Here is a 14,289-nt window from a genome sequence, read left to right on the forward strand (position 1 = left end):
ACAGGCATGATCGAAACCACCGCCGCCCGCCCGCACCTGTGGCGCCACGTCGTGCTCGCCACGCCAGACCTTGAACGTGTTTCAAGCGAGTTGCAGGCCTTCCTGCAGATCGCACCGGGCGTTCGCCACGACATGGGCGACATATTGGGCTTCCGCAACGAGATGATGATGGTCGGCACGACGATGCTGGAGATCGTCCAGCCGACCAAGCCTGACCACCGCCTCCACCGCTGGTTCGCAGAACATGGCGGCGAGGGCGGCTACATGCTGGTCTTCCAGACCTTCGACGCCGACGCCTTCCGCGCCCGCGCGGAGGCCGAGAAGCTGCGGCTGACGCGCGACATGCTGTTCCGCGGGCAGGATATGATCCAGTTCGATCCGGCGCGCTTCGGCACCCATCTGGAAACCTACCGCTATTCGCTGCCCAACGGCTGGTGGGGCGATCCGGTCGGGCGCGACTATGCGAAGAGCGCGGCGGCGAGCGAGATCGTCGCGGCGGACATCGCGGTGGCCGCACCACCGGCGGAGATCGCCGCGCAGGTCGGCCGGCTCTTCGAGGCGAAAGTGCGCGGCACCGCCGTCAGCTTCGGCGACAAGACGGTGCGGTTCGCCTCGGCGACGGCGCACCAGGGCCTGACCGGCATCGACCTGCGCGCGCGGACCGCCAGACTGCGGGGCCGCGAGGCGACGATCGGCCGGATGCGCTGGCGACTCGTCTGAAGCTCAGCCGCCCAGAACCTTGATGAGGAGCGCGCGCAACTGCTCGCGCTCCTCGCCCGAAAGTGCGGCGAAATAGGCCGCCTCATGCGCCCGCGCCTCCGCGCCGATCGCGGCATGGAGCGTCTGGCCCGCCTCGGTGAGATACAGGGCGTTGTTGCGCGCATTGCCGTTGGCCTTGCGTCGCTCGACCGCGCCGACTCGTTCGAGATCGTCGACCGCACTCACCGTGCTCGCCCGGTTGATCCGGAGCGCGTCACCCAAGGCGGCCTGCGAACAGCCCGGATTATGTTCGATGAACAAAAGCGCCGCCGCACGCGCGGCGGTGACGTCGAGCGGGGCCAGCCGCTCGTTGAGCGAGTGGAGCCAGCGCACGTCGGCCTGTCGCAGCGGAAACCCCAGCAGGTTGCCGAGCGCCCCGAACCGGGACCGGAAGGCGCGCGCGTCGTCTGGCATGCCTGCGGCCTATGGGCTTGTCCGCTGGCGCGCAAGGCCGGGCATATCGGCGTTCATGATCCCCGTTTTGGCCGCAAGGGGATGCCGGGGCTCCACGGTGCGTCCGCGCGTCGGCGTGATTCGGCCCAGCCGTCATGGAACGCGAACATCCCGGGCAGCATGCCGGTGGCGGTGACCGGGCCGCCGTCGAACCGCATGTAGCTGCGCTGCGCGCCATAGGGTTTCCACGCCGGCTGCCCCGCCGCCGCAGGCACCCCGCCCCGCGCGAACCCTGCCCAGTAATCGAGCATCGCGTCGGACAATGCGCGGTCGCCCGCTCCCTCGGGTCGCGGCCAGTTGGGCGGCAGATCGGCACCGGCACCGATCTGGCCGAAGACATAGGGGAGTTCGCTGGCATGGAACGCGCACAGTCCCCGTGCCCGCGACGCCGCGTCGCAATGGTCGAACAGATAGAACCACGCGGGCAGGCCTGCGGCCGTGAAGCGGCGCACCAGCCGCTCGCTCGACCAGCCGAACACCGCGTCGCGCCAGGCCGCGAGCAGGCTGTCGCGTGCGTCGTCGGGCGGATAGAGCGCGAGAAAGCCGGCCGAGTGATCGCCGTACAACCCGCGCACGAGCGCGCGATAACCGTCCGCATCCGCCGGCACGGGGGGAATCGGTACCAGCCCGGCGCGCATCTCTCCCCCGGTGAAACCGGTGAGGATCGGCACCCGCGCGAAGGCCCCGGCATCGAACAGGTCGAGCAACTGTCCGGGCAGTACGACGCCATCCATCGTCCCCTCCGCGGTGAAGCGCGCCGCAAAGCCCGCGCGCGCCAGCGCGTCGGCGTCCATGGCGCGCAACGCCGCCAGGTCGCGCGCACCGGCCGCACGAGCGAGGTCGAGGCCAGTTTCCTCGGCGGATCGAAGGCCGAACCGCGCCGTCTTCAGTTCGGGCAGCGGGCGCAGGTTGGTACTCTGCAGGATTGCGCGCGCGAACAGGCCGCGTGCGGGCGGGCTGACCAGCAGATAAGTCGCGCTGAGCGCTCCGGCGGATTCGCCCATGATGGTGACGTTGCCCGGATCGCCGCCTAACCGCGCGATGTTGGTGCGTACCCAGCGCAGCGCGGCGATCTGGTCGAGCAGGCCGTAGTTGCCCGATACGCCGCGCGGCGTCTCCGCGCCGAGTTCGGGATGCGCGAGCCAGCCGAGCACCCCGAGCCGGTAATTGATCGACACGAACACGATGCCGCGCCGCGCGAACGCCCCGCCGTCGTACATCGGCTCCGCGCTGCCGCCCATGCGCAGCGACCCGCCGTGGATCCAGACGATCACCGGCGCGCGCCGGGCACCCGCCGGCGCCCAGACGTTGAGCGTCAGGCAATCCTCGCTCGTCGCCGCCGGCGGGTTGTAATAGACGCTATGCTGCGGGATCGGCGGCTGGATGCAGCTTGGACCGAACGCGGTCGCGTCGCGGGTGCCGCGCCAGCGTGCCGGCGGCGCCGGGGCGCGCCAGCGGCCAGAGCCTACCGGCGGCGCAACATAGGGGATGCCCTTGAACACGCGCAGCCCATCCGTCACGCGCCCCGCCAGGCGCCCCTCTGCGACCTCGATTACGGTCGAATCCGCCGCACGCGTCGCCCCCGGCCAGATCGCGACCAGGACCGCGATCAGCATCGTCCAGGCCAATGCGCGCATCATATCCTCTCCCCCCGGCCGTTGCCGTCGCTGCCGCGCGAGGATACGTTCACTCTCGCGTGAATGTAAATGGAGCGGGAAATGATCGGCAATCCGACGCGGCGGCACCTGTTGGGCGGCGCGCTGACCTTGCCCGCAAGCGCCGCGCTCGCCGCCACGCCTGACGGACCGGACGCATCTCGATCGATAGCTGCCGACCTCGACCGCTACATCGGCTTCGGCGTGAAACAGTCGGGCGGCGCGGGCGACACCGCGTGCGGGGATTGGCTGGACGCCGAACTGCGCGCCGCCGGCTTCGCCGTCGAGCGCCAGCCGATCTCCGTCCCCTGGTTCGCGCCCGAACGCTGCGAGCTGATCGCCGGCCCCGCCCGCGCGCCGGTCTGGCCGCAGCCGATCGTCGTGCCGACGCCGCGCGACGGGCTCACCGCGCGTCTGGTGCGCGTCGCGCCCGACGGCACGAGCGCCACGCCACCCGCCGGAGCGATCGCGCTGGTCGAGCTGCCGTTCGCACGCTGGTCATCAGTGCTGACGAAGGCCGCGCGGTCACCGATCGACGCGGCGTTCGCGGGCGGCGCCCGCGCCGTCGTGGCGGTCACCCACGGCCCCACCGGCGGGATGATCGCGCTCAACACCGATGGCCGCAAGCCGCTGTTCCCCGGCCCTCTCGCGCTGCTCGCCCCTAACGATGCCGCGCCGTTGCTGGCGGCAGCAAGCCGGGGCGAGACCGCGACCCTGCACCTGTCGGGCCGGGGCGGGCGACGGACGGCGTTCAACCTGGTCGGGCGAATCGATCGCGGGATAGGCACGTGGCTGGTCGTCTCAACGCCGCGATCGGGCTGGTTTACCTGCGCGGGCGAGCGCGGCGGGGGGATCGCGGCGTGGCTGGCGCTGATGCGCTGGGCCGGAAAGGCCCTGCCGGGCCTCGACCTCGCCTTCATCTGCAACAGCGGGCATGAATATGAGCATCTCGGCGCGGAAGAGATGCTGCGCGCGGTCGCGCCGCCGCCGGCCGCGACGCGTTTCTGGCTGCATCTCGGTGCCAATCTGGCGGCGCGCGACTGGCACGAAGGGATCGGCGCGCCGCGCCCGCTGCCCAGCGCCGATCCGCAGCGCTACCTGTCGGTCAGCCGCGCGCTGCTGCCAGCCGCGCGGCGTGTGTTCGCGGGCCGAGCCGGGCTGGAGGCGCCCTATGCCAGCGACACGCTGTCGGCGGGCGAGCTCAACAATATCATTGCCGCGGGCTATCCGATGGTCGCCGGCGTGTTCGGCCTCCACCGCTATCACCACGTCGCCGAGGACGACGCGCGCTGCATCGATGCGGAAGAGGTCGCACGGACGGCGGCGGCATTCCGCGCGCTGCTGGTCGATGCGGTGAAACCCGGCTGAGCCGGCCCCGGTCACCCCGCGCGGCGCTCGCAGATTTCGACGAAGCCGGCGGCCATGAAGGCGGCCATGCGGCGCTTGACCGCGTCGAAATCCTCCGACTTGCACAGCCCGCCGGACAGCCGGTCGATACGGCCGGTGCGCGCCAGCGTCAGCATCAGCGCGCCGGTGACGAAATGATAGCCCCAGAACAAATCCTCGTCCGCCGCATCGGGCAGCGCCTGGCGCAGGATTTCGATCAGCCGCAGCACGACGGGATCGAAATGCTTGTTCATCAGCTGCGCGCCGCCCTCCGCCGAATTCGACATCAGCGCGCCCAGCGCGGCATAGTTCATCCACCCTTCGCCGCCCTCGACATAAAGGTCGAGATCGGTGTCGAGGAAGGCGTGGAGCGCGCCCTCGACGGTTGGCTTTCCGCCGCTCGCCGCCTCGTAATCGTCGAGCGCCTTCATCCGCCGTTCCACCGTCACCGTGGCGCGCCGGCCGGAAACTTCGGCGAACAGCGTCTCCTTGTCGTCGAAATAATAATTGACCAGCGTGTGGTGCACCCCGACGCGCTTGGCGACGTCCTTCAGCGTGACGCCGTGCATGCCGTGGCGCGAGAACAGATATTCCGCCGCGTCGAGGATCTGCTCCATCGTCTCGGCGCGCTGTTCGGCCTTGGAGGGACGCGATCGGCGGGGGGCAGTGGCGGACAAGACGCGGGTTTCCTCGCAAAAAACTCTGGAAGTCTGGGCGCGGCTTAGCCGCTCCCGTATTCGGAACGAAGCCTGATCTTGTCGATCTTGCCGGTCGGCGCCAGGGGCAGGCTGGGCAGGCGGACGACGGCGTCGGGAATCCACCACGGCGCGACCCGGCCGCGCAACGGTGCCAGCAGCGCGTCGTCGCTGGTCGCCGCCCCCTCCTGCATCTCGACCAGCAGGATCGGGCGCTCGCCCCATTTGGGATCGGTCCGCCCGATCACCGCCACCAGCGCGACGTCGGGATTGGCGCCCACCACCGCCTCGATCTCGGCCGGGTTGATCCATTCGCCGCCCGACTTGATGAGATCCTTGGCGCGACCGGTGATGTACAGGTTGCCGCGGGGATCGATCCGCGCGAGATCGCCGGTCGCGAACCAGCCGTCCGCGTCGGTGGCGCGCTCCTCATGCCCGAAATAGCGTTCGACCACCGCCGCGCCGCGCACGCGCAGATGCCCTTCGACATCGCGCTGCTCGGTCAGCGGCGCACCCGCAGCGTCGGTCAGCAGCAGGTCGATGCCGATCGCCGGGCGGCCCGACGCCGCGGCGCTGCGTCCGGGGTCGTCGGGCGGGGCGACGGTGCCCGACGGCGACAATTCGGTCATCCCCCAGCTGGTCTGGACGGTCACGCCCAGCCGCTCCTCGATCCGCGCCATCAGCGCGGGCGCCATCGGCATGCCGCCGACGACGATGCGGCGCAGCGAGGGCAGGTCGCCGCCGACCGCGTCGAGATGCTCGACCAGCCCCAGCCACACGGTCGGCACCCCGACGCCCACCGTGACGCCTTCATCGGCGATCAGCCGCGCCAGGCTGGCGCCGTCGGACTGGCGGCCGGGCAGCACCAGCTTGCCCCCGACCGCCGGCACCGCGAAGGGCAGGCCCCAGGCGTTGGCGTGGAACATCGGGACGACCGCCAGCACCGCGTCGCTGCTGCGGAATGCCATCACATCGGCCTGCAGCGCGCGCAGCGTGTGGAGATAGCTGGCGCGGTGGGTATAGGTGACCCCCTTGGGCGCCCCGGTGGTGCCCGAGGTGAAGCACAGGCCGCACGGCAGCGTCTCGTCGAACCCTCCCCAGATCGCGTCGCCGCTGCCTTCGCGCGACAGCGCGTCGAGCGGGTCGCAGCCGGGCACCGCGCCGTCGATCACCAGCAGTCGCCCCAGACCCGGCGCGGCAGCGGCGATCGCCTGTGCAAGCGGTGCCAGATCAGCGCTGGCGATCAGCACCCGCGCGCCCGACTGGCGCACCATGTCGGCAAGCTGGTCTGCGGTCAGGCGCGGGTTCAGCGTGTGGCACACCGCGCCCATGCCCATGATGGCGTACCACGCCTCGACATGCGCCTGGCTGTTCCACGCGAGCGTCGCGACACGATCGCCCCGGCCGATGCCCAGGCCGGCGAGCGCGTGCGACGTCCGCAGTGCGCGCGCCATCAGCCCGGCATAGCCGATCCGCACCGTCTCACCGCCGGGCTGCGCCGTCACCACCTCCGCGCGCGGATGCCAGCGCGCGGCGTGGCGGAGGAACTGGTCGAGCGTCAGCGCATGGAACTGCATCGAGCCGTCGATCATCGGCACGGCGGCACTCCGGCAGGGATCGGCGGGGATATGATGCCGACGTTCCAGTGCCATGGGATGCCACCCGCCGCGCGGCGGCGACAGACGACGGTCTCGTTGAACTCGAACATGCCGGGCATCAGCCGGGTGCCGGGGCGCGGCTCGCCGGAAAAGGCCATATAGGCGCGCGCGGCGCCATAGGGCTGCCACGCCGGGGCGCCGGTCGCGCGGGGGCTGCCGTCGCGCGCGAAGCTTGCCCAGTAATCGAGCATCGCCTGCGACAGCCGCCGTTCCTGCGCGGTGTCGGGGATGCGCGGCCAGAACTCCGGCGTCAGCGCGATATTGCCGAACATGTACGGAATCTCGGCCGCATGGAAGCCGCGCAGGTTGAACGCGTCGGCCGCCGGATAGCTATGGTCAAAATAATAGAGATAGCCGGGTACGCCCGCGCGCGTCTGGCTGCGGGCCAGGCGCTCCGCCGTCCAGCCGTACAGCGCGTCGCGCGGCGGCAGCAGCACCGCTTCGGCCAGGTCGTTGCCCGGATAGAGGCGCAGGAAGGCGTCGGCGAGATCGCCGTAGCGTTCGCGAACCGCCGCGTCATAGGCGGCGCGGCTGGCCGGCGCGGGCGGCGCGAGATAGCGCAGCGAGCGGATCTCACCGCTGTTGAACCCCGCCAGCACCGGCACCCGCGCCTGCTCGCCGCGATCGAAAATGGCGACGAGCTGGTCGGGCACGTGCCGGCCGTCGACCGTCGGGAACGGGAAATAGGCCGCGCGCGCGGCGCCCTCGACCAGCTCCTGCGCGTCCTTCGCCCGCATCGCCGCGACGTCGGCGGCGCCCAGCTTGCCCATCAGCGTTGCGCCGATCGCCTCCGCCGGCAGGTCGCCATGGCGGGTGCCGCGCAGTTCGGGGGCGGAGACCATATAGCCGCTCTGCACGATGGCGCGGGCGAACAGGCCGCGCGCCTCGGGCGCAGCCAGCAGGTACATCACGCTTAACGCACCCGCCGACTCTCCGGCGATGGTGACGTTGGCGGGATCGCCGCCGAACGCCGCCGCATTGTCCTTCACCCAGCGCAGCGCGGCGATCTGGTCGAGCAGGCCATAGTTGCCCGAAACCTTGTCGGCCGATTCGGTGCTTAGACCGGGGTGGGCGAGATAGCCGAGCACGCCCAGCCGGTAATTGATCGTGACGACGACCATCCCCGCGCGCTTCGCCATTGCCGCGCCGTCGTACATCGATTGCCGACCCGAGCCGGAGACGAGCGCGCCGCCGTGGATCCACACGAACACCGGCGCGCCCTTCGCCTGCGCTGGCGCCCAGATGTTGAGCGACAGGCAGTCCTCGCTCATCGCCGGCAGATTTTCCGAATAGATGCTACGTTGGCGCTGGGCGGGCTGATGGCAGACGGGGCCGAACTTCGCCGCGTCGCGCACGCCGTCCCACCGCGCGGCGGGGGCCGGCGGCTGCCAGCGACGCGCGCCGGCCGGTGCGGCGGCATAGGGGATGCCGCGAAAGACGTTGACCGCGCCGTCGCGCGTGCCGCGCAGCGCGCCCGCCGGGGCCTCGACGGTCGGCGCCTTCTGAGCCTGCGCGGTCGTCGGAATCGCCAGCGCGGCGGCCAGGAGGAAACGGATCATCATGCCTGCCCTCGTTGTTCCGCCCGGATCGCGCGCGCCAGCAGCAGGAACAGCAGCACCGCCGCGACGTAGAAGGGCACCAGTGTGTAGAGCGCCATCTGGAGCGAGTTTTCCGGATGGCCGGCGCGGAACCAGTCGCTCATCGCGCCGAGGTAGGTCGGCCCCAACCCCAGCCCGATCAGGTTCATCACCAGCAGCAGCAGCGCGCCCGACATCACCCGCTGGTCGGGCCGCACTTCGGCCTGGACCAGCGCGACCGCCGGGGACAGGTAGGAATAATTGAGGCACATCGGCACGACGAACAGCGCGAGCGCGAGCGGCCAGCCGGGCGCCCAGACGAAGCCGACGAAGAACGGGATCGCCAGCGACAGGCCGATCGCCGGGATATAGGCATAGGCGGTCTTCGATCGCGGGGCGAGCCGATCGACCAGCCAGCCGGCGAGGTAGATGCCGACGCCCGCCCCCACGCCGACGACCAGCGCATACCACAGCGCCACGTCCTGCAGCGTCATCCCCTTTTCACGCATCAGGAACAGCGTCGCGAAGTTCAGCGTGGCGTAGGTGACGATCTGGGTCACGCCGCTGGCCAGCGCGACCAGCCACAGGACGCGGCGCGAGAAGAACATCCGCCACGTCGACCAGAAGCCGCTCGCCGGCGGCGGCGCACCCTCGGCCGGGACCGGCGGGGGGGCGTCGAAACGGCCGCGCGGCGGTTCCTTGACGACCAGATAAACGATCACCGCCGTCACCACGCCGATGACGCCGATCGAGATGAACGCGTCGCGCCAGCTGTAGGCGGCGGCGACCGTCGCGCCGAACGCCACGCCCAGCGCCTGCCCGATCGGCGGGCCGAGGTTGAACAGCCCGAGCGCGGCGCCGCGACGATGCGGCGGGAAATAATCGGAGATGATGGCATAGGACGGCGGCACGCCGCCCGCCTCGCCGATGCCCACCGTCATCCGCGCCAGCACCAACTGCGGATAGCTGTTCGCCATGCCGCACGCTGCAGTCGCGGCGCTCCACAGCGCGCAGGCGACCGACAGCACGCGCACGCGGTTGGTGCGGTCGGCCAGCCAGCCGACCGGCACCGCCAGCGTGCAGTAGAACAGCGCGAAGTACAGCCCGCCGATCAGCCCCAATTGCCCGTCGGTGACGCCCAGATCATCCTGGATCGGCTTGGCCAGGATCGACAGCAGCTGGCGGTCGAGGAAGTTCAGGACATAAACGAAGCACAGTATCCCGAGCACCAGCCAGGCGCCCGGCGCCGGCCGCGGCAAGGCATCGGGCGATGCGGCGCCGGCAACCGGCGACGGGGGCGACAGGACGGTCACCGGATCAGAAGCTGTAGCCGGCGCGCAGCCCCACGGTGCGCGGGCGCATCCGGGCGAAACGGCCGTCCAGGAAAGCTTCCGGGTGGATGTAGGTGATCGAATCGTCGCCCAGCAGATTCTCGACATAGGCGGTCAGGTTGAGCCGCCCGAAGGTGCCGCCGGCATAGAAATTCACGTTGGTCCACGCATCGGTGAAGCCATAGGTCGGGCTGACCACGCCGGGCCGGCCGGGGACATTGGGGAACTGGTTGGGGAAGGCGCCGGCGTGCGAGACGTTGAGAGCGGCATAGCCGTTGCCGTTGCCGCTGCCGACGGTCGTATCGTAGCGGACCGTCGCCGAGCCCTGGAAATGCGGCGACGCAAGCCTGGTATCGAGCACGGCGCCGGATATCGCCGCCTCGGCCGCCGTCAGATCGGTGACCTTGGCCTGGTTGTACGATCCGTTGAGCATCAGGCCCAGCCCGCCGACCGGCCGCGCGGCGATCTCGAATTCCAGGCCATAGCTTTCGGCCCCGCCGATGTTGGTCGCGAACTGAATCTGGTCGGACAGGCGGTCGGCCTGCACCTGGATGTCGCGCCACGAGATGTAATAGCCCGCCAGGTTGGCGGTCAGCCGACCGTCGAGCCAGCGCCCCTTCAGCCCGACCTCGTAGTTGGTGACCTTGTCCGACGTCGCGCCGGGCGGGATGATGATGTCTGCCGGGTTGACGGTGCTGACCGCGCCCGCCCGCGCATTGACCACCGGCGGGCGGAAACCGGTAGAGACCGTCGCATAGGTGGTGACCGACGCCGTTGGCCGCCACGATACGCTGGCCTTGAACGACATCTGGTCGTCGACCACCTTCAGCCCCGTCGCCGCCGGCACCGGCACGACGGTGAGCGGGATGTTGCGGAAGCCCCCCAGCGCGACGCCCAGATAGTTGCTGTTGTAGCCGGTCGCGCGGGTGAACGACTGCACGGTCGTGCTGCCGTAGCGCAGGCCGCCGGTAACCCAGAAATCGTCGTTGAAGCGGAAGGTCGCCTCGCCGAAGCCGGCGATCTCGCTGATGTCGGTATAGGCGTTGAACCGCTGGTAATATTCGTCGGGCAGGCCGGTCAGGCCCCGCGCGCTGAGGAATTCCGGCGTCGAACGATAAGCGAAATCGACGTCGCGGCGCTTGTCGTAATAGAAGAAGCCCGCGGTCCATTCGAACTTGCCGCCCGATGCGGAAACCAATCGCGCCTCCTGCACGAACAGGTCGTCATAGCCGAAGGCGTCGAGCGCGAAGGGGAAGGCGTTGGCAAACGTGCCCTGCAGATCGACATAGAAGGACGCATCATAGGTCGACAGCGTCGTGGAGCTGATGAGCCGCGCGAAATCGAAGTCGTAATCGGCGGTGACGTTGAAATTGGTCAACTCGCCCTGGAACAGGTCGGGGCGATCCGACCGCCGCACATATTTGCCCAGCGTGGGATTGGTCAGCCCGGAATCGGCGGGGTCGCTTCTCTCATAGGATGCCAGCAGCTTGACCGAGAAGCGGTCGGTCGGCCGCGCCAGCAGCACGGCGCGTCCGCCGAAGCTCTCCAGGCTGTTCGAATCCTTCACGCCGGTGCCGATATTATCGACCCACCCGTCCTCGTTTCGGTAGAAGCCGACGACGCGCAGCGCGAGCTCGTCATCGATCAGCGGCACGTTGACCATCGCATTGTAGCGCTGGCGCACCGAATCCGAACCGGTCAGGCCGAAATCGACCAGCCCCGACGCCTCGAACCGGCGCAGGTTGGGCGCCTTGGTGATGATCCGCATCGCGCCCGCCATCGAGCTCGATCCGAACAGCGTACCCTGTGGCCCGCGCAGGAATTCGACGCGCTCGACATCGTACAGGCTGGGATCGAGGATCGTCGAGTTGCCGTTGGCGGAGATCGGCAGTTCGTCGACGTAGATCGCGACCGCGCTTTGCAGGCCCGCGCTGTAGCCGTTGGTGTTGATGCCGCGCGTGGTGAAGTTGTTGAAATTCTGGGTCGGCCGGTTGATCACCACGCCGGGCGTGTTCTGGGCGATTCCCTCGAAGCCGACGATGCCCTGTTCGGTCAACTGCTCCTGGGTGAAGGCCGTGACGCTGAGCGGCACGTCCTGCAGACGTTCGTCGCGGCGTGTGGCGGTGACGATGATGTCGCTGCCCGGCGCGCCCGGACGGGCACCGGCCTGATCCTCGTCACGGGCGCCGTCCCGGCTCTGCTGAGGGCCGGGGGACTGAGCGACGGCGCCGGTCGAACCGAAGGCCAGGGTGGCAGCACAGACCGACGCAAGAAGCACTGTTTTCATGGCCATCTCTCCCGCGGTGCCGGTCTCTGTCGCCGGCCCTCAGGATCGAAATCTGCGCCCTTGGAAGCCGTCTGTCAATATTCACTATCACGTGTGTGAATGAAATATTCGGACACGGCCGAGCGTTCGGTCGGTCGTCAATCCGGCTGGCAAGCGATACGGCCGCGCGGCAGGCGCAGCGGCCATCGCCAAACATGTGTGTTGGCGCGGGCCCCGATCTACGAGGCCCTGCGCCGGTCCGCGATCAGATCCCCGTCTCGCAGGCCGCCGGATCGCCGGTGTCGAGCCCGCGCTTCAGCCAGCGCATGCGATCGGCGGACGATCCGTGGGTGAAGCTGTCGGGCACCACCGTCCCCTGCCCGCCCTGCTTCTGCAGCGTGTCGTCGCCGATCGCGTTCGCGGCGGTCATCCCCTCCTCGATGTCGCCCGGCTCCAGCCGGCCGCTGCGCGCCGCCCAGACGCCGGCGTAGCAATCGGCCTGCAGCTCAAGCTTCACCGAAGCGGCGTTGCCGGCGCTGCGCCCGCCCTGCCGCGCCTGCGACGCGCGCTGCGCCGCGCCGGTCAGGTTCTGGATATGGTGCCCCACCTCGTGCCCGATGACATAGGCCGCCGCGAAATCGCCCTTGGCGCCGAAGCGGTTGGCGAGTTCGTCGAAGAAGGTCGTGTCGAGGAACACGCCCTGGTCGCTCGGGCAATAGAAGGGGCCGGCCGCCGAAGAGGCGAAGCCACAGCCCGATTGCGCGCCCTGGGTATAGAAATTGAGCGTCGGCGGCTGGTAGCGCTGGCCCTGCGCGGCGAACAGCTGCGTCCACACCTGCTCGGTCGAGCTCATCACGCGGCAGGCGAACATGCGCTCCTGCGTGTTGCACACCTGCGCGCCCTGCTGCCCGGCGGTGCCGCCCTGCTCGCGCTGCGCCGGCGCGGTCGCCGGGCCGCCGCCGGTAAGCCCGCCGAGCCCGCCCGACATCAGGAACACGCCGCCGACGATCAGCAGCAGGACGATCGTCCCGCATCCCATCTTGCCGCGGAACAGGAACGGCAGCAGCAGGCCGAGGATCGGGAGGCCGCCGCCGCCGCCACCGCCTCTGCCGCCCCCGCCCGAGCCGAGATCGCGCACATTGTTGCTGGGATCGAGATCGTCGAGCCGCATCGCCTGCCCCTTCGTTGCACAGGCGGCATGCATGCGCGGGAGCAGCCGAGGTTGCAACCATCGCGTCGCGCGCCCATTGAGGCGGGCGATGGCCGAAGCCGATCCCCGCCGCCCGCGCCGCGCCCGCCAGGCCGCGTTGCCCTTGCCCGACTGCGTAGCGCTGGTGCTCCAGGGCGGCGGCGCGCTGGGCAGCTATCAGGCCGGGGTGATAGAGGCGCTGGCGGAAGCCGGCATCGACATCGACTGGGTGGCGGGCATATCGATCGGCGCGGTGGGCGCCGCGATCGTCGCGGGCAATCCACCCGAACGCCGCGTCGAGCGGCTGCGCGCATTCTGGGACACCGCCACCTCAGCCCTCCCCAGCTTCCCGATCTTCCCGCAGGATCAGGTGCGCGAATTCGTCCACGAATGGTCAGCCTGGTCGGTGATGATGACGGGCGTGCCGGGCTTCTTTACCCCCCGCCTGCTGCCGCCCGTCATGGCCGCGCCGGGCACGCCGGAGGCGCTGAGCTTCTACGATTCGGCGCCGCTCGCGGCCACGCTCGATGCGCTGATCGACTGGGATCTGCTCAACGACGGGCCGGTGCGGCTGTCGGTCGGCGCGGTCGATGTCGAAAGCGGCAACTTCCATTATTTCGACACGCACGACTGCCGCATCGACGCGCGGCACATCCTCGCCTCCGGCGCGCTGCCGCCGGGCCTGCCGCCGGTGGAGATCGACGGGCGCCGGTACTGGGACGGCGGCATCGTGTCGAACACGCCGCTGACACATGTGCTCGATCACCAGACGGCGGAGACGCTGGTGTTCCAGGTCGACCTGTTCTCCGCCGCCGCGGAGATGCCGCGCACGATCATGGACGTGATGGCGCGGGAAAAGGAAATCCGCTTTTCCAGCCGCACCCGCCAGGTTTCCGCCGAACGGCTGAAGCTGCGGCAGGAGCGCGAGGCGATCCGCAAGGTCATCGCCAAGCTCCCCCCCGAGTTGCGCGACGACGCCGACGTGCGCGCGCTGGCGGCTGCGGCCGACGAGCTGCCGGTCAGCCTGGTCCACCTGATCTACCGCGCCAACGCCTGGGAAGGCGGCGCGCGCGACTTCGAATTCTCCGCCCGCACGATGCGCGAACACTGGGCCGCGGGCCGCGCCGCGGTCGCCGAGACGATGGCCAAATCGCGCCTCGTCGCCAGCAACATCGCCGACGGCAAGACGGCGGCGTTCGATCTGACGCGGGGGTGATGATGATTTACGCCCTACCCATCCCCCGTTCGTGCTGAGCCTGTCGAAGCACTGCCCCGCTTTCCGGCCGCGCAGCCTGCGGCGCGAAGCGAAGGACAGCCCTT

At 69.9% G+C, this 14,289-nt stretch carries 11 protein-coding genes; 3 read left to right on the forward strand and 8 right to left on the reverse strand.

The window, feature by feature from the left end:
- Window positions 1-6: 6 nt before the first annotated feature.
- Window positions 7-720, forward strand: a complete 714-nt coding sequence (locus VYI76_RS01820) for a VOC family protein (RefSeq protein ID WP_326523064.1) — start codon at window positions 7-9, stop codon at window positions 718-720.
- 3 nt (window positions 721-723) lie between these two features.
- On the opposite strand, the gene VYI76_RS01825 is transcribed toward VYI76_RS01820, so the two are convergent.
- Window positions 724-1,173 carry a MarR family winged helix-turn-helix transcriptional regulator gene (locus VYI76_RS01825; RefSeq protein ID WP_326523065.1) on the reverse strand — a complete coding sequence of 150 codons (450 nt, stop codon included), beginning with the start codon at window positions 1,171-1,173 and terminating at the stop codon, window positions 724-726.
- Between the two features lie 53 nt (window positions 1,174-1,226).
- Entirely contained in the window at window positions 1,227-2,852 is a 1,626-nt protein-coding gene (locus VYI76_RS01830; protein WP_326523066.1) for a carboxylesterase/lipase family protein, read from the reverse strand.
- Between the two features lie 78 nt (window positions 2,853-2,930).
- Between VYI76_RS01830 and VYI76_RS01835 the strand changes: the two genes are divergently transcribed.
- Window positions 2,931-4,235 carry a hypothetical protein gene (locus VYI76_RS01835; RefSeq protein WP_326523067.1) on the forward strand — a complete coding sequence of 435 codons (1,305 nt, stop codon included), beginning with the start codon at window positions 2,931-2,933 and terminating at the stop codon, window positions 4,233-4,235.
- A gap of 11 nt (window positions 4,236-4,246) precedes the next feature.
- Here VYI76_RS01835 and VYI76_RS01840 read toward each other — a convergent pair whose 3' ends face one another.
- From VYI76_RS01840 to ypfJ, 6 genes are all read right to left on the reverse strand, one after another.
- Window positions 4,247-4,930, reverse strand: a complete 684-nt coding sequence (locus VYI76_RS01840; protein WP_326523068.1) for a TetR/AcrR family transcriptional regulator — start codon at window positions 4,928-4,930, stop codon at window positions 4,247-4,249.
- A 44-nt stretch (window positions 4,931-4,974) separates the two neighbouring features.
- On the reverse strand, window positions 4,975-6,540 hold the full coding sequence (locus tag VYI76_RS01845; RefSeq protein ID WP_443018886.1) for an AMP-binding protein: 1,566 nt from the start codon (window positions 6,538-6,540) through the stop codon (window positions 4,975-4,977).
- Window positions 6,537-8,168 (reverse strand): carboxylesterase/lipase family protein, encoded by a 1,632-nt coding sequence (locus tag VYI76_RS01850; RefSeq protein ID WP_326523070.1) that lies wholly within the window; start codon window positions 8,166-8,168, stop codon window positions 6,537-6,539. The genes VYI76_RS01845 and VYI76_RS01850 overlap by 4 nt, the downstream gene beginning before the upstream one ends.
- Window positions 8,165-9,496, reverse strand: a complete 1,332-nt coding sequence (locus VYI76_RS01855) for a spinster family MFS transporter (protein ID WP_326523071.1) — start codon at window positions 9,494-9,496, stop codon at window positions 8,165-8,167. Before VYI76_RS01855 ends, VYI76_RS01850 begins: the two co-directional genes overlap by 4 nt.
- A 4-nt stretch (window positions 9,497-9,500) precedes the next feature.
- Window positions 9,501-11,801 carry a TonB-dependent receptor gene (locus VYI76_RS01860; RefSeq protein WP_326523072.1) on the reverse strand — a complete coding sequence of 767 codons (2,301 nt, stop codon included), beginning with the start codon at window positions 11,799-11,801 and terminating at the stop codon, window positions 9,501-9,503.
- 244 nt (window positions 11,802-12,045) lie between these two features.
- Window positions 12,046-12,951, reverse strand: coding sequence for a KPN_02809 family neutral zinc metallopeptidase (ypfJ, locus tag VYI76_RS01865; RefSeq protein ID WP_326523073.1), 906 nt, complete (start codon window positions 12,949-12,951; stop codon window positions 12,046-12,048).
- Window positions 12,952-13,039: 88 nt separating this feature from the next.
- Here ypfJ and VYI76_RS01870 point away from each other — a divergent pair, with 88 nt between their 5' ends.
- Window positions 13,040-14,185 carry a patatin-like phospholipase family protein gene (locus VYI76_RS01870; RefSeq protein WP_326523074.1) on the forward strand — a complete coding sequence of 382 codons (1,146 nt, stop codon included), beginning with the start codon at window positions 13,040-13,042 and terminating at the stop codon, window positions 14,183-14,185.
- The last annotated feature ends 104 nt before the right edge of the window (window positions 14,186-14,289 follow it).

The sequence above is a fragment of the Sphingomonas sp. genome (assembly GCF_035910975.1).
Taxonomy (GTDB): Bacteria; Pseudomonadota; Alphaproteobacteria; order Sphingomonadales; family Sphingomonadaceae; genus Sphingomonas.